Source organism: Mycolicibacter longobardus (assembly GCF_002102265.1).
GTDB lineage: Bacteria > Actinomycetota > Actinomycetes > Mycobacteriales > Mycobacteriaceae > Mycobacterium > Mycobacterium longobardum.
Window position 1 is genome coordinate 1 of the sequence record NZ_LQPG01000008.1, and the last position, 14,857, is coordinate 14,857.

Annotated in this window: 15 protein-coding genes and 1 tRNA gene; 10 read left to right on the top strand and 6 right to left on the bottom strand. The window is 67.2% G+C overall.

Annotated elements, in window-relative coordinates:
• Positions 1-82 precede the first annotated feature (82 nt).
• The 3 genes from AWC16_RS02700 to AWC16_RS02715 all read right to left on the bottom strand — a co-directional run bounded on the left by AWC16_RS02700 (position 83) and on the right by AWC16_RS02715 (position 2,757).
• A tRNA-Arg gene (locus tag AWC16_RS02700) sits at positions 83-158 on the bottom strand.
• Between the two features lie 220 nt (positions 159-378).
• Positions 379-1,806: a hypothetical protein gene (locus AWC16_RS24880; RefSeq protein ID WP_224864595.1), complete on the bottom strand. Its 1,428-nt coding sequence runs from the start codon at positions 1,804-1,806 to the stop codon at positions 379-381.
• Positions 1,807-1,812: 6 nt separating this feature from the next.
• On the bottom strand, positions 1,813-2,757 hold the full coding sequence (locus AWC16_RS02715; RefSeq protein ID WP_224864596.1) for a site-specific integrase: 945 nt from the start codon (positions 2,755-2,757) through the stop codon (positions 1,813-1,815).
• Positions 2,758-2,885: 128 nt separating this feature from the next.
• On the opposite strand from AWC16_RS02715, the gene AWC16_RS24885 reads away from it, so the two are divergent.
• The 6 genes from AWC16_RS24885 (at position 2,886) to AWC16_RS02750 (ending at position 7,458) form a co-directional block, all read left to right on the top strand.
• Positions 2,886-3,224 carry a helix-turn-helix domain-containing protein gene (locus AWC16_RS24885; protein WP_224864597.1) on the top strand — a complete coding sequence of 113 codons (339 nt, stop codon included), beginning with the start codon at positions 2,886-2,888 and terminating at the stop codon, positions 3,222-3,224.
• Between the two features lie 165 nt (positions 3,225-3,389).
• Positions 3,390-3,995, top strand: a complete 606-nt coding sequence (locus AWC16_RS02725; protein ID WP_046285976.1) for a hypothetical protein — start codon at positions 3,390-3,392, stop codon at positions 3,993-3,995.
• Between the two features lie 39 nt (positions 3,996-4,034).
• Complete coding sequence (locus tag AWC16_RS02730) at positions 4,035-4,583, top strand: DUF6932 family protein (protein WP_046285975.1); 549 nt, start codon at positions 4,035-4,037, stop codon at positions 4,581-4,583.
• Complete coding sequence (locus tag AWC16_RS24615) at positions 4,570-5,568, top strand: hypothetical protein (protein ID WP_046285974.1); 999 nt, start codon at positions 4,570-4,572, stop codon at positions 5,566-5,568. The genes AWC16_RS02730 and AWC16_RS24615 overlap by 14 nt, the downstream gene beginning before the upstream one ends.
• A gap of 176 nt (positions 5,569-5,744) precedes the next feature.
• Positions 5,745-6,365, top strand: a complete 621-nt coding sequence (locus tag AWC16_RS02745) for a hypothetical protein (RefSeq protein ID WP_224864599.1) — start codon at positions 5,745-5,747, stop codon at positions 6,363-6,365.
• Positions 6,349-7,458: a helix-turn-helix domain-containing protein gene (locus AWC16_RS02750; protein WP_046285973.1), complete on the top strand. Its 1,110-nt coding sequence runs from the start codon at positions 6,349-6,351 to the stop codon at positions 7,456-7,458. The genes AWC16_RS02745 and AWC16_RS02750 overlap by 17 nt, the downstream gene beginning before the upstream one ends.
• Positions 7,459-8,041: 583 nt before the next feature.
• Here the strand turns inward: AWC16_RS02750 and AWC16_RS02755 are convergent.
• The gene (locus AWC16_RS02755) at positions 8,042-8,719 is read right to left on the bottom strand and encodes a DedA family protein (RefSeq protein ID WP_082108382.1); all 678 of its coding nucleotides are present in this window, start codon (positions 8,717-8,719) and stop codon (positions 8,042-8,044) included.
• A 184-nt stretch (positions 8,720-8,903) separates the two neighbouring features.
• On the opposite strand from AWC16_RS02755, the gene AWC16_RS02760 reads away from it, so the two are divergent.
• The 3 genes from AWC16_RS02760 to AWC16_RS02770 all read left to right on the top strand — a co-directional run bounded on the left by AWC16_RS02760 (position 8,904) and on the right by AWC16_RS02770 (position 12,458).
• On the top strand, positions 8,904-9,191 hold the full coding sequence (locus AWC16_RS02760) for a DUF1490 family protein (protein ID WP_105295685.1): 288 nt from the start codon (positions 8,904-8,906) through the stop codon (positions 9,189-9,191).
• A 101-nt stretch (positions 9,192-9,292) separates the two neighbouring features.
• Entirely contained in the window at positions 9,293-11,500 is a 2,208-nt protein-coding gene (gene ctpC, locus AWC16_RS02765) for a manganese-exporting P-type ATPase CtpC (RefSeq protein ID WP_224865678.1), read from the top strand.
• A gap of 292 nt (positions 11,501-11,792) precedes the next feature.
• Positions 11,793-12,458, top strand: coding sequence for a cation efflux transmembrane domain-containing protein (locus AWC16_RS02770; protein WP_046285981.1), 666 nt, complete (start codon positions 11,793-11,795; stop codon positions 12,456-12,458).
• Between the two features lie 42 nt (positions 12,459-12,500).
• Here AWC16_RS02770 and AWC16_RS02775 read toward each other — a convergent pair whose 3' ends face one another.
• Both AWC16_RS02775 and AWC16_RS02780 read right to left on the bottom strand, forming a co-directional pair.
• Complete coding sequence (locus AWC16_RS02775; protein ID WP_082108384.1) at positions 12,501-13,157, bottom strand: class I SAM-dependent methyltransferase; 657 nt, start codon at positions 13,155-13,157, stop codon at positions 12,501-12,503.
• A gap of 37 nt (positions 13,158-13,194) precedes the next feature.
• Positions 13,195-13,797, bottom strand: a complete 603-nt coding sequence (locus tag AWC16_RS02780; protein WP_046285971.1) for a methyltransferase family protein — start codon at positions 13,795-13,797, stop codon at positions 13,195-13,197.
• Positions 13,798-14,034: 237 nt separating this feature from the next.
• Here AWC16_RS02780 and AWC16_RS02785 point away from each other — a divergent pair, with 237 nt between their 5' ends.
• A complete protein-coding gene (locus tag AWC16_RS02785; RefSeq protein WP_085263410.1) occupies positions 14,035-14,802 on the top strand; it encodes a DUF1275 family protein in 768 nt (255 codons plus the stop codon).
• Positions 14,803-14,857: the final 55 nt, after the last annotated feature.

Consider the following 14,857-nt stretch of genomic DNA (forward strand, 5'->3'; position numbering starts at 1 on the left):
AACTGACAAGCATCAGCCGAAACACTGTCAAGCATCACCCGAAGCCGAAACGTCAAGCATCACCCGACGTAATACAGGCACATGGTGCCCCCGGGCAGATTCGAACTGCCGACACCGGCTTTAGGAGAGCCGTGCTCTATCCCCTGAGCTACGGGGGCCGGGGACGTCTTTGAATACCTGACTAAAATCCCGCCGATCGGCGTGACACCAGCGGATTCTAGCGGTGTCCGGGGCGTCCCGGTGCCATTCCGGACGGGCCAATACAAAGTGGCGGCCGGTCACGGTGTGGCGGGTGTGAGTTTAGCTGGCATGACAAATGCCACGCGACGTCTGGGCGGCCGTGGTCGACGTGCGATGACCATCGTCGTGGTAACAGCGTTAGGCGGCTCGCTCTTCGGGTTGTCGTCGTCGGTGCAGATAGGCTGCGATGGCGTTGCGGCCGATGGCGAATCCGAGCATGACGGTCAGTTGTCGCACGGCGCTGTAGGCGATCATGCGTCCGCCGTAGAGGGTACGGTCGAGGGTGTTGTTCAGCGATTCGCTATCTTCACGCCAGCCGTAGCAGCGGTCGTAGACACTCTCGCCGTCATCGGTCTTGACGTGCTGGCGCAGGTGTTCGGCGCGGTTGTGGCCGCGGGCGCAGTCCTCGGCGGTGGTGTCGATGCGTTCGCGGTGCACGGTGCCGCACGACGGGGTCGCGAATTCCAGATACCAGCGGTGGCTACCGTCGGCGTTGCGGCGGGAGAAGATCTTGCTGGTCGGGCAGGTCTGGAGGTGTTTGTGTCCGGTGTCGAGGACCTGCCGCTCGCAGATGCGGCCATCGGCGGTCCACAGCTCGTGGGACTCGCCGCATTTGCAGTCAATGCGGTCGAGTGCGGTGGGCTTTCGGGTGCCATCGTGCACCGGTGAGAGCACGGTGAGACCGCGTTTCATGCAGTGGTCGATGTGCTTACCGCGGAATGCCCCGTCGTAGCAGACGCCGTCGCAGCGGCTGTCTGGGTCGGCGATGACGCGGTCGATCATGTCCACGGCGATGCGGGCTTCACCGCCGTAGCCCTTGCCCGCCGGCACGGCGTCGACGTCGAGGACCACACGGTTGTTGCGGACGTTGTCCGGTCGGGTGCCGAGTAGCACGAATTTGGTGCCCCAACGAAATTCGCTGTCATATTCGCCGTTTTGGACCTCGATACCGGCGTGCACGGTGCGTCCGCCCTGTTCGGCCCACCGCTCGGCGGTGATCTTGCGGACCGGCGCGGCCACCACGGTGCCATCGCCGACGACGTATTGTCCGCGGGCGGGATCGGTGTGCGACACCGTAGCGGCGGGGTCCAGGCAGCCGAGCTCGATGGCCAACCGGCGGGCCAAAGGCCGGAACGCGTCGAGCAGCTCGTTGGCGTGCTCGTCGAGCAGGTGTTGGGCGTAGTTGTGGTGCCAGCGCTGCGGGGGGCACCGCCGTGCTTTCGGTGCGTGATGGGCAGCGGCGTGATGGCGGATCGAACGCCAGTAGGCGGGGTGAGCCATCGCGCGGGCGGCTTTGCTGTGTGAGCCCAACACCCCGGCCAGCGCCTTGTGCAGCACATACACCCAGGACGGATAGTGCGGGAGCCGACCCGGAGTGCCAGGCTCATGCACGGGCAGCGTTTCAGCAAGTCGATAGATGAGTTCGCTGGACGCGACGGCTTCGATGGTGTCGATCTCGAGCAGGGTGAGATCCATCGGTGTGGCGATCCGGTGCAGCTGACGCTGCTGAATCCGCCCGGCGCCATAGGCGTCGGCCTGGTCGGGCGTCGCGGGTTTCCTGCTCACGGCGGATCACCCCCCGTCGTGCCAGTCGTAGCCGATCAGCGCCGCGGTGGCGTCCAGCGACGACGCGCCGACGCGGTGGGCGGCATCTTCGATCCGGCCGGTTCGGTCGAACTCACGTCGGGCGGCATAAGCGGTCAGCGATGCGGGACGGATGCCCGAGTCCTCGGAGAGCCCGGCGCGGGACAGGATGTCGCGCACCGTGACGCAGACGCGGGCTTGTTTATGGGCGTCGCTGCCGCCGGCGGCGGTGCACAACACCGGCGACGCGGCCGATGTAGGTAGTGGGCCGGTGAGGTAGTCGGCGCGTTCAGCGAGCACCCGCACCGACCAGGTGTCCAGCGGCAACACGCGCGGGCGGTGTTTGCGCGATCCGTGCGCCCCTACGGTCGCGGTCTGTGGGTCGATGTCGGCGGCGCTGATGTGCCCCAGCTCGGAGGTGTGCGCGCCGGCGAGCAGCAACGCGGCGGTGGCGGCGTGGCGGGTCGGGGTGGCGTGTTCGGCGAATAGCCGCACCAGGGCGGCCTCGTCATTGGAGAGTGGCCGCTGTGGGGACGATTGCCGGGCGGGAACGTCGATGTCGGTAGTGGGGTCATCGAGGGTCAACCGCAGACGACGGGCGCTGCGGTAGAACGCCCGAAGTGCTGCGCGCCGGTTATGCATCGTTGCAACCGCCGCGTCTGACACGCAGCCATGCCGGGCCCGTCCTTTGGCGGCAACGAATTTCGCGACCAGCGCCGCATCGACGGCGGCCAGCGTGGTGGTGTCGTGGGCGGCGGCGAAGCGGGCGAACCGGCGCAGCAGCAACCCGAACTTGTCCAGGGTCTGCGCGGCCAGCACGCCGTCGTCGATCCAGGCGCCGATCACCGTCTGCACGGCCGTGTCTAGGCTGCCGTCAGCCATGGCGGGCCCCCAGCGCAACGGCAGGGTCAGCTGCTCGCCGGCGCTCACCATGGCGCGGCACCTTCGATGACTGGTTGTGCACGTCGCCTCCGTCCATATCGGTGCATGTATGCACCATTTGAGCAGAGGGGTCTGACAAGTCGTGCCGGTGCGACGGCATCGGCGGTTATCGTGGGCGCATGCCGCGCAGCAACGCCGACCGGCCACCGGTGGCCTACGTGGCCTCGGGGGCGTGGCCGGATGCCGAATTGGTCGCCGATGCCCCGGCGTCGGCGTTCGCCGCGCAGGGCCTCGCGCGTGCGCTGCGCGCGGCGATGGCCGAGGCCGCGACGGGTCAGCGCGCGCTGGCCACCACCAGCGGGGTCGCCCATACCACGATTGGGCGCATCCTGGCCGGCACGGTGCTGTGCGATATCGGTTCGCTGGCCCGGCTGGAAGACGCCCTGGGCCGGACGATCTGGCCCGAGCATGGCCGCACTCCGAACCGCCGCAGCGTGACCCGGCGTGCTACCGCCTAACCCACCGATGCCGTCCGTCACATGAGGCAGGTTACATTCCTGTGATTTGATTGCGCCCGTAGCGCAACGGCGTGTTGCGCTTGACTCGTGTTCCATGTTCCAGAACACTGGGGCTCGCGCGCGCACGCGCGCGCGTCAGCGTAGCCGGGAAGTGGGTGCCAAGCCATGGTGAAGACTCCGAGGTCGTTGATCGACCTGATTGATGTTGCAGTGAAGCGGCACGGTGGCGCGTCGGGACGCCGGCTGGCGGAGCTGGCGCAGAGCGCCGGTCACGATATCTCGCACGCGACCCTCAACCGGCTACGGCAGGGTACCTACGCGACCCGGCCCTCGGATGCGTCGATCCGGGCGATCGCTTATCTGGCCGATGTCTCGGAGAACACCGCATTCGCGGCGGCGGGAGTGAGCGCCCCCTCGGATGTTGCGTATCAGCCGCCGCGGGAAGCCCAGCGGATGAGCACCCGGCAGCGCAAGGCGCTCGATGAGTTGATCCGCGCCTTCACCGCCGGCGAGGCCCCGGCCGCCGCCGGGGCGGATTTCGGCCGGTTGCTGGCCGCGCGGGAAAACCTGCAGGCCGCGCTGGCCGACACCGGCCAGCCAGCGGCGGCCGAGCGGCTCGCCGAGGCGGCGCGCGACGCGGTGGCACGCATCGACGAGGTCATCGATGCGCTGTTCGCCGCGTCGACCGACCAGGACGCACCCGATGGCGCACCATGGTCACAGTTGACCGTAGGACAGGGGGACGGCGGACCAGCGCACGCAGTCAGGTAGAGCCACTCGCGCACGGCGGTCGGCAGAAGGGGCGGTGTTGTGATTCCGGAGTTGGACCCAACGCACGGGTTGTTGCCCCCCGGCCGATATCGTGCAACCCGGATCGAGGTGCGTCAGCGCTTCGTCGACGGGCGTGGCGCTCATCGACAGAGGCTGTGGCAGGATTGGGAGTCTGCGACGAACCTGCTGCGCCGACACGTGCACGTCAACGCCGCGTGGCTTTACGGGCAATTCCTTTCCGACGATCCCGAACCACAGGTGGTGTCCTGTGCGTACTGGGCCGAGGACCTTGAGCTGGCCAAGGCGCACCTGAACCCCACCAGCGTCCACACGCTGGCAGCCTTTGCCCAACGGGGTAAGGTCCGCCGCATTGTCGGAGTGCAGGTGGACACTCAACTCCTCGCCTGGCACTGCCAGCCCGACCCGAACACCGAGGACCGCTATCTGACCCCGTACCTTGAACGCCGCGGGCAGGTGGATGATTACCTGCAGCGAATACGATGCGGCACACGCGGTTCGATCCCGGCGCGGGACGACGCCTTGCCGCGCCGCGGCTATGTGGAGGTGATCGTCGATGACTACCAGTGACAGCGACGAACAGCTGGACCGGATGCAGGCCGCGATCCTGGCCGCGATGGCCGGCGACGACTCACCGACTTGGACCACGCCTGACGACCTGTCCCGGATCAGCATCGAGGCCCTGATCGACGACGACGACGGCCTGGGCCGCACCCGCGCTTCGCGGGGCAACATCCGCATCACCGGCGAAGGGGTGACCGGTGCGTCGGCACGGGTGTCGGAGGTGGCGCGGGTCATGACCGGATTTCAGCGGCTGGCCACCGCGGTCGGCGCCGCCCAGCAAGGGGACAAATCATTGGGGCGCCAACCCAACGCCGACGTGCGCCACCGCACCGATCTGCTGCTGAAGGCCTCACCCGGCCCGGGTTCGATCGTGCTGACGATCATGCCGGCAACCTCGCCGATCACCGAAACCGGACACGGGGACGGCAAGGTCGGCATGTTCGCCGAACTCGAAACCACCGACCAGCTGCTCGACACCGCGATCGGGGCGGCCATCGACGTATTCACCGCCGGCAATGACATTGGCCCTAGCCCGGCGAACTCGGTGTTCGTGCGAGAACTCGGCGAGATGGGGCCCCGTACCGCCTCCGCGGTGCGCGATTTGTCCAAGACGCTGGACCGCGCCGGATTCGACATCGAAATCGACTGGCAACAACCCGAACGCACCACCCGCAGGGTCACCGTATCCGCCGCCGCGGCCGCCTACATCGCGACCACCGTCGAAAACGCCAACCTCGATGAGCAGTACGTCGAGGTCATCGGCGAATACCTCACCGTCAGCGCCGTATCATCCTGGCTGATCCAACAAGACGACGGCGACACCGTCACCGTCAAACTCGGCCGGATCGGCGGACACGAAACCCGCGGACTCGCCGTCGGCGACAGGGTACGCATCGACGCGATTATGAAGATCGAAACCACGCCAGGCGGCGCGGTCAAAACCACGTACACCGCCCAAGCCGTCCACCGCCTCGGGGACGAGCAGTCCTAGCGCCCTCGTTGAGATGTACTGCGCGGCCTACTGATCAGGGCGTCCGTCGTGGCGGTGGCCGCCGCGCGTTGTCGGCGTGGTACGCCGGTCTCCACCGGGCCAAACCGGCCGCGCTTCTCGCGACACGCTGTTTCATTAAGCGCGATAATATCGCATCATCGCGATATTATCGCGCCGTGAGAAACATTCAGCATCTCGTACATCGGATATCGCCGCTGGTCGAACCGCTCCATGACGCCTTCGGCCATGCACGGCATCGGCTTGAGGTGCTGGGCATCACCACCGGTGACGACAAGCGATGGTTACGGACCGCGCACTACCGCAGCGAGGTCTTCGACTACTTGAGCGCGCACGCGGTCGACAGCTGGTCCATCGATTGGAAGCGGCATAGTCAAAACGGCGCTATCCACCTCATTCACTCAGGCAGTGACTTAGCGATACGGCTCCTACGTGAGGCACCCACTCCCGGCGGTGTGCCGTGCGCCGGATCCAACACCCGCCGCCGTGCCTACTATCGCAACCGGCCGTGCGCGCAGCTGGCGTTGTGGGGGGCGTCCAAAAACCTCTCCCACAACCTGCTGACATTATGGGATGAATGCGACGCCGAGGTCTCACTGCGAGTCGTGCGCCCCATAGGGCCAGGTAGCTCGCACCGCGGTGTGCCGATCGATTTGTCGGCCGACCTCCCGCGAACGCAAACTGACTTCGAGGCAATGCGTTTCGAGGTCCTAGACGAAGACCTTGACGAGACCACGGTCAGCTACGACGAGGAGGACGGCAGTGGCGGGAGCGCCTAGCCCCGGTGCCCGGCTAAACGACCTTCGCGAACTGCTCCAGCTGACACAAACCGAACTGGCTCAGAAGGCCGGTGTACCTCAATCGACGATCTCCGCGGTCGAAAGGGGCGATCGAGAGCTGTCGCCAGCATTGGTTGCTACAGTCTGCGCGGCCGTGCGAATGCCGCTGTCGTTCTTCGATTCGGTGTCATCGCCCGTGGACCCGGCAGCAGTGCATTTTCGTAAGACCGCCGGTGCGGGCGCCAAAGCTACCAGGGCTGCGCTGCGCTGCTTCGAGGAGCTACAACGCATTGCCAGTCGACTTATGGAGGCATCGGAAAGAACGCCGTTAGCTCTTGAACCGGTCACCGCTGATATCACCGCCGCGGATATCGAAGGTATCGCAACGGCTACCCGGGATGAACTCGGGATTCCGCGGAACCAACCCATTACGCATGTCATGCGTGCCGTTGAGCGTGCAGGGGCGGCCGTTGCCCCGCTGGTTCGACTCGGGGCGGAACATCCAGCGTTTGATGGCCATTCCGGGATGTCCAGAGCAACACCGAAATCAGCACTGGTGATGTACACGCCGACGAGTGCCGGCGACCGGCAGCGGTTCACAGTCGCGCATGAGCTGGGCCATTTGAAGCTGCATCACCACCGGGACGTGGGTGACGAGCGGTTACGCGAGAAAGAAGCGCACCGCTTTGCCGGCGCGTTCTTATACCCGAGCGAAGTAGCCGCAGCCGATATCTCAGAGTCACTGAGCCTTAACGGATACGCGCGCATCAAGGCCCGCTGGGGGATCGCGATACAGGCATTGATCCAGCGAGGCCGGGATCTGCGTCTTATCTCTCCCGATCGGCATAGGTCGCTGATGATTCAGGTGTCATCAAGGGGATGGCGCAAACATGAGCCGGTCGAGGTCGGGGTTGAAGAACCAATTCTGCTGTGGCACATGCTATCGTCGACCTACGGGGATGCGCCGTACATGGCAGCGTCGCATACCTTCGGCATCGACCCCGAGCGACTAGAACTCTGGATACCAAACCGTGCGGCTTCCCACACCCTGGGCGGCGACGTTCTGCCACTGATTCGAAGACAGCGAGCGTGACTCGACCAAGGCGCGCCCGACCGGCAACGGTGAATCCGCAGGCCCCTGGTACGGGGTAGGCGGCGTAGGCGATCATCGGCCCGGGCGCGGTGCTCGGTCGCGTGCGTGTGGTGTACTGCTGCCCACGGGACACCAGTCAGCAGGGCGCGAGCACCAGCACAATTGCCAGGACCACCAAGCGCGGATGGGTGTGGCCCCACATCAGGGGGCAACGGTCGAGGCCGATCATTGCCTCGACGAGCCTGAAGCGCCATGAATCATCCCAGGGCCACACGGGTGGTCGGGGTTCCCGCCTTCGTCGTGGTCGTGGTCACGAGGCTGTTTTGCTAGCCGGTTCCGGCGAATAGGCCGGTAAGGTGCGCCTTTGAGCCCAGAGCATAGTTCGGGCGCTGAGGGAAGTCGCAGCCGAACAGCGCGGCCTGGGGCGAAGGCGTGAGCTGCCCTCGGCAATGTGACGATGCCCAAGGCCTTCGCGCGGCACGGCTCGTGCGACGGCGGGCCGCGAGTTCATCGCCGGCGGTGCTGCAGATCAGCGGACCAGAGCTGGCAGACCGGTAGGTCCGCCGCTGTCTGGCGGTCTTACCTAATGGTCGCCCATCGGGCGGCGCTCACCGGTGCAGCTGGTCGGTTCCACGAGCAGCAGTGTCGAGCGTTCACCAGCGCGGCGAGCACGGCGGCGGCGGATGATGAAGACTGTCGCGGCGGCGATGAGGACGGCGAGGGTCCCGGCGATGATGAGGGCGGCGGGCGAGTGCAAAGAGTGGGCAACGGTCCGCCAGTTCGCGCCGATGGCGTAGCCGGCTCCGGCCAGTGCCGTGGTCCAGGGCAGGCATCCCAGCAGGGTGTAGATGCCGAAGCGGGCCGGTCGCATACCGGCGAGCCCGGCCGGAAGCGAAATGAAGCTGCGGATGACCGGCAGCAGGCGCCCGTAGAACACCGAGGCGGCACCGTGGCGGGCAAACCATCGCTGCGCTCGGTCGAGGTGGGCCTTGTTTAGCCACCGGTGGTGGCCCCAGCGGCGCAGGGCGGCCCGGCCGCCGTAGCGGCCCGCCGCCCAGCCCAGATAGCTGCCGGCCAGGTTGCCGGCGGTGCCGGCCGCGATCACCAGCGGGAGGTCCATGTGTATGCCGGCCACCGCGCCGCCGGCCAGCGCTCCACCGAGCAGCATGGTGGCCTCGGAGGAAATCGGGATGCCGGCCGACTCGGCCACCATCAGCGCAAAGACCGCGACCAGCCCGAAACTGATAACGAATTGCTGCATGAATCCCCTTTCAGGGCAGCCCCCATGGTCGCAGGAGCTCGGCTGTGGCCGGGTCGCGGCAAGCAGCGTCCGACACCCGCGGATCCATAATACATGTTGATATTGCAATGTTTAGATGTTAACGTCAGCGGCGAAGGATTGAGCGGTATGCCAACTGGGGCAGAAGCGGAACGAAAGGTTACTGATCGCAATGTATGGATTGTTGGCGAAAGCGGGGGCCACGGTGGTCACCGGGCTGGTCGGGGTCAGCGCCTACGAGGTGTTGAAGAAGGCGCTCGGGAAGGCGCCCGTTCGCCGGGCCGCCGTCGCAACGACGGAGTTGGGTTTGCGCGGGACGCGGCGCGCCGAGGTCGTCGCGGAGTCGGCCCGGCTGAAGGCCTCCGATGTGATGGCCGAGGCCCGCGAGCGTATCGGCGAAGAGGTCCAGCCTCCTGCCGCCGCTGACGTGCACGACCACGACCACGACCACTGATGGCGTCGGTGACTGCTGCCAACCATGCCGCGCTGACGATCGTGTCGGATGCGGCTGTCGATGATCCTGCTTTCGAGGTGGCTTCCGATGCGGCCGGGCGGATGCGGGTCACGGTTGCGTGGGTCTGTTCGAATTCGCGTCGTGCCGTGGCGGTGGAAGAGTCGGTGGGCCGCCAGCCCGGGGTGCGGGCAGTGCACGCCTACCCACACACCGGATCGGTGGTGGTGTGGTACTCGCCACGGCGCGCCGATCGGCCGTCGCTGCTAGCGGCGATCGCCGCGGCTGAGCATGTGGCCGACGAGATGATCCCCGCGCGCACGCCGCGATCAGCTGACGTCCGCAACACCGATGTGCTGCGCATGGTCATCGGCGGGGCGGCCCTGTTCCTACTGGGTGTGCGCCGTTACGGCTTCCGGCGGCCGCCGATGCTGGGCCCAACCGGGCAGTTGGTCGCCACCGGGGCAACCGTCTTCATGGGCTATCCGTTCCTGCGCGGCGCGCTGCGGTCGCTGCGCTCGGGTCGCGCGGGCACCGACACGTTGGTCACTGCGGCGATCATCGCCAGCCTTGTCCTGCGCGAGAACGTGGTCGCGCTCACCGTGCTGTGGCTGCTCAATATCGGTGAGTATCTGCAAGATCTGACCGTGCGGCGCACCCGGCGGGCGATCTCCGAGCTGCTGCGCGGCACCGCCGACACCGCGTGGATCCGTACCGCCGACGGCACCGAGGTCCAGGTGCCGATCGACACGGTGGAGATCGGTGACGAGGTGATCGTGCACGATCACGTGGCGATCCCGGTCGATGGCGAGGTCATCGACGGGGAGGCGGTTGTCGATCAGGCCGCGATCACCGGGGAAAACCTGCCGGTCAGCATCATCGCGGGGGCAGCGGTGCACGCCGGGTCGGTGGTGGTGCGCGGACGGTTGGTGGTACGCGCCCGCGCGGTGGGTAAGGAAACGGTGATCGGCCGCATCGTTACCCGCGTCGAGGAGGCCCAGCTCGATCGGGCGCCGATCCAGACCGTCGGGGAGAACTTCTCGCGGCGCTTCGTGCCCGCGTCGTTCCTGCTGTCGGCACTCACCTTGGTGCTCACCGGCGATGTCCGCCGGGCGATGACGATGCTGCTGATCGCCTGCCCGTGCGCGGTGGGGCTGTCCACGCCGACGGCGATCAGTGCGGCGATCGGCAACGGGGCGCGCCGCGGCATCCTGATCAAGGGCGGCTCGCATCTGGAGCGGGCGGGCCAGGTGGACGCGATGGTGTTCGACAAAACCGGCACGCTCACGGTGGGACGCCCGGTGGTGACGAATATTGTTGCACTGCATAAGGGCTGGCAGCCCGAGGAGGTCTTGGCCTATGCCGCCAGCTCGGAGATCCACTCGCGTCACCCACTGGCCGAGGCGGTGATCCGCTCGACCGAGGAACGCCATATCAGTATTCCGCCGCACGAGCAATGCGAGGTGCTGGTAGGGCTGGGGATGCGCACCTGGGCCGATGGGCAGATCCTGCTGCTGGGCAGCCCGTCGCTGCTGCGCGCCGAGAAGGTCCGGGTGTCGAAGAAAGCCACAGAGTGGGTCGACAAGCTGCGCAAGCAGGCCGAAACCCCGCTGCTGCTTGCGGTGGACGGCACGCTGGTGGGGTTGATCAGCCTGCGCGACGAGGTCCGTCCCGAGGCCGCTGAGGTCTTGACGAAGCTGCGAGCCAACGGAATACGCCGGATCGTCATGCTCACCGGCGACCATTCCGATACCGCCGCCGCGGTTGCGGGCGAACTCGGCATCGACGAGTGGCGCGCCGAAGTACTCCCCGACGACAAACTCGAGGCGGTACGCGCGCTGCAGGCAGAGGGGTACGTCGTGGGGATGGTCGGCGACGGGGTCAATGACGCCCCGGCGCTGGCGAGCGCCGATATCGGGATCGCGATGGGGTTGGCCGGAACCGATGTGGCCGTCGAGACCGCCGATGTCGCATTGGCTAACGACAACCTGCAACGCCTGCTCGACGTGCCCGACCTGGGCGCACGTGCCGTCCAGGTCATCCGGCAGAACTACGGCATGTCGATCGCGGTCAACGCCGCCGGGCTGCTGATCGGGGCCGTCGGCGCGCTGTCGCCGGTGCTCGCGGCGATCCTGCACAACGCGTCCTCGGTGGCTGTGGCCACTAACAGCTCCCGGCTGATCCGCTACCGCCTCGCCGGTAACGGATCGCGTGATGGCGGGGTCCAGTCCACCGAGACGGAGGGCGGTCGCCAGCGGCGGGGCGGCGCGATGGTCTCGGTCTCGTCGGCGGATCTAGAACCGCCTCGCTGACGGTCGCCTAACGTCGGCGTGTGTGTGGTGAGCGTCGCGCACCGATGAACGGGGTGCCTACCGCCAGTTCCTGGCGGTAGGCACCCTGGCCTGGGGGTGTCGACCGCCTACAATCGAGGTCACCCGGGGTCCTACCGGGTGATGAGTGGGGTTTTGGCGGCGGCGCGCTGCTGCCGAGCGGGTAGGTGTGGCGGTCGTGGGTCCCGCCGCCGTGGCCTGATCATAAGAGCAATCAAATGCAGATAGTGGGGTTGTGGTGGCTGACTTCGATCCGGCGGGCGGTCCCGCCGAGTTGGTCGACGACACATGCTGTGCGGAATCGGGGCACGCTGCGCCGGCACCGGTTGTACGCGACGCAGGATGGCTGCGGGACGCCCGATGGGCGCGGGGGCTGGCGTGGATCAGCCTGGTGTTTCTGGCCGTGGAGGCCGTCGTGGGCTTGTGGCAGGGGTTGGCGGCTGGGTCGGTCGCCCTGACCGGCTGGGCATTGGGCAGTGTGGCCGAGGCATTGGCCGGCGTGGTGGTGATCTGGCGGTTCACCGGTTCGCGGACCCTGTCGGCGACGGCCGAGCGCCGCGCGCAAATCGGTGTGGCGGTGTCGTTTTGGCTGACCGCCCCCTACATCGCCGCCGAATCGGTCCATCACCTCTTCGGTGAACGCCACCCCGAGGTCAGCGTGATCGGCATCGTGTTGACCGCGTTCGCGGTGCTGGTGATGCCGGTCTTGGGGCGTGGCCAACGCATCCTGGGTGCCCGGTTGGCCTCGGCGGCCACCGCCGGGGAGGGCGCGCAGAACTATCTGTGCGCAGTGCAGGCCGCCGCGGTGCTGACTGGCCTGGCGGTTACCGCCAACTGGTCCGGCGGCTGGTGGCTCGATCCGGTGATCGGGCTGGGCGTTGCCGCCGCCGCGGTCTGGCAAGGTTTTCGGTCCTGGCGGGGTGAGGACTGCGGCTGCTGACCCACGGGCTGGTTGCGTCGTCGCGGCCGAGATGCTGGTGGATCAACCGGCGTGAAGCGGGCCGGCGCAGCCAGGACCACCTGCCGCTCGATCCTGTTGCCGCGAGACTCGATCCTGTTGCCCCGAGAGGGGTTTGTCGGCGGCCCCGAGCAGATAATCGCCACGGATGCGGGTGATCGACCCGAGGACCACGAGGCCGCACCGGGTGAGTTCGTCGAGGAACTGTTCGACGGTGAACCGGTCGTCGCAGGCCAAGGCATGAGCGGTGACTTCTTCGAAGTAGAACCGCCCACCCGGTCTCAGCACCCGGGCGACCTCGGCCAGCGCGTTGCGCCAGTCCGGGATGTGGTGGACGACCCCGAAGTCGAACACCGCATGATAGCTCGCGTCGTCGGCATCCAGCGCCGCACGCAGGTCGGTCGCGCTGCCCTGGGCGAGCCGAACCCGGTCGCCGTAGCGGGCCAGCCGCCGGCTCGCTCGTCGGATCATCGCCGGGTCCAGATCCACCGCGTCGACACGGGTGGCGCCGAACCGCTCCAGCATCAGCTGCGTGCCGTATCCGGAACCGCATCCGATCTCCAGGGCCCGCGATCCCGGGATGAGCCGACCGCCGCATCGCGCCAGCAGCGGCGCTTCATAACAGCTTTGCAGCCAGCGCCGCGGCAAGCTGTTCACCAGCGCGGTTTCCGCCCGATCCATCAACATCTGCTGGCCCTGCGCACACCCAGTCGCGGCGTCAGGACAGCCCGACTCGGGGAACGAAACGCCCGACCGCGGCGGTGTAGGCGTGGTACTGCTGATCGTGCACGGTGCGAAGGTAGGGCTCTTCAACACCGCGGACCTGCAGCTCGATCGCGGCGACCAGCAGCGCGAAACCGGCGAGCGCAAGCGGATTGGGCGCCACGAGCACGGACCCGGCGGCGAAAACCAGCATCGCGGAAAAGATCGTGTTGCGGACCACCGCGAACACACCGTGGCGCACCAACGTCGTTGCCTCGTTGGGGTCGACCCCGATCCGCCAGGACTCGCCCATGTCGTGCTGCGCGTAGACGGTTGCGCCGATGCCGGCCACAGCGACCACAACGCCGGTCGTCTGTATCCACGTCGCGAGCAACACCTCGAGCGGGAAAAGCATGCCGGCCAGTTGAAGCAGCGGCGCGGCGACACCGATGACGACCGCCGCGACGAACCCGACGCCGGCGATCCACTCCAGCGATCCGAACCGGCCGCTGACACCGCGAAAGCCCGTCGATCCGGTCATGCGCCACTGCCGCCAGCTGCGCCACCCGAACCCGAGCACACCGAACACGAGATAGAGCACCACTGCGATGAGAGCCATCAGGAAACTCCTCCGACCCAGCACATATCTACACATAGTAATGTATGCATGTTATGGTGGCTAGTCGAAGCCTCACATCCGTCCTTCGGCGCTTCGAGCGGTCGTCGGAGGGCACCACGCGCCAGCGGCGACACCGGCGGGCAGCCGCGACTCAGACAATTAGACAAGTGGTCACGTGGTCGTAAGCTTGCGTTGTTAGCGTTGCGCCCGCCGCGGACCACCGGACAGGGAGCGATGATGCCGCATACGCCGACGCCCGCGCCGTGGGCCCCGCGGGTACTGGTGCTCGGGTACAGCGGGCTGCTGGCCGGGGTCGCCGGGTTTGTCAACGCGGTGGCCCTGCTGGTGTTGGCGTTCCCGGTGGGCAACCTCACCGCGGTAACCACTGAGTTGGGCATGAACACGGGCAACCCGAACCCCTGGTTGTATGAAGGCCATGTGCTCGCGGCGATCCTGTTCGGGTTCCTGGGCGGCACCGCGGCAGCGGGCGCGGTTCTGGCGCCCACCCACACCGACACCGGCCCGCGCCATGCCGCGGTGCTGGTAGCTGAAGCCGCGCTGTTGTTGCTTGCCGCGATCGGGGTCGAGGAAACCGTGGTCCAGGCGACACTTTCCACGTTCGGCGTGGAGCGAACCGTGGTCCAGGCTGGACTTGCCGCCGCGGCGCTGGGACTGCAAAACGGCGTGACCTCAAGCTTGGGCGGGATGGCGATCCGCACCACGCACTTCACCGGCACCATCACCGACCTCGGGCTGATGCTGGGCCGCAGCCGCCGGCACGGAATCGAGAAGTGGAAAACAGCCGTCCTTACCGCGACCTTGCTGCTGTTCCTGGCCGGCGGCGCAGCCGGGGTACTGACCGGTATTTGGTTCGGCGGCTACGCGCTGATCATCCCCGCAGCGGTCTGCGCGGCCGTCGCGGCGGCAAGCCTGCTGCATGACCGCAGACGTCGCACATCCCGTGCTTGTGCGACCGCCGAGCCGGCGCGGACCGATGCCCGCTGACCGCGTCCCCGCTCAGTTGCCCTTCCCGCGTTCAGGCGTTGGGATCCTGCGGGAG

Coding starts and splice junctions, on each gene's coding strand:
- ctpC (WP_224865678.1), top strand. CDS start 9,293: ATGCGGGTCACGGTTGCGTGGGTCTGTTCGAATTCGCGTCGTGCCGTG.
- AWC16_RS02755 (WP_082108382.1), bottom strand. CDS start 8,719: ATGCAGCAATTCGTTATCAGTTTCGGGCTGGTCGCGGTCTTTGCGCTG.
- AWC16_RS24615 (WP_046285974.1), top strand. CDS start 4,570: ATGACTACCAGTGACAGCGACGAACAGCTGGACCGGATGCAGGCCGCG.
- AWC16_RS02725 (WP_046285976.1), top strand. CDS start 3,390: ATGGTGAAGACTCCGAGGTCGTTGATCGACCTGATTGATGTTGCAGTG.
- AWC16_RS02785 (WP_085263410.1), top strand. CDS start 14,035: ATGCCGCATACGCCGACGCCCGCGCCGTGGGCCCCGCGGGTACTGGTG.
- AWC16_RS24885 (WP_224864597.1), top strand. CDS start 2,886: ATGCCGCGCAGCAACGCCGACCGGCCACCGGTGGCCTACGTGGCCTCG.
- AWC16_RS02775 (WP_082108384.1), bottom strand. CDS start 13,157: ATGGATCGGGCGGAAACCGCGCTGGTGAACAGCTTGCCGCGGCGCTGG.
- AWC16_RS02780 (WP_046285971.1), bottom strand. CDS start 13,797: ATGGCTCTCATCGCAGTGGTGCTCTATCTCGTGTTCGGTGTGCTCGGG.
- AWC16_RS02715 (WP_224864596.1), bottom strand. CDS start 2,757: ATGGTGAGCGCCGGCGAGCAGCTGACCCTGCCGTTGCGCTGGGGGCCC.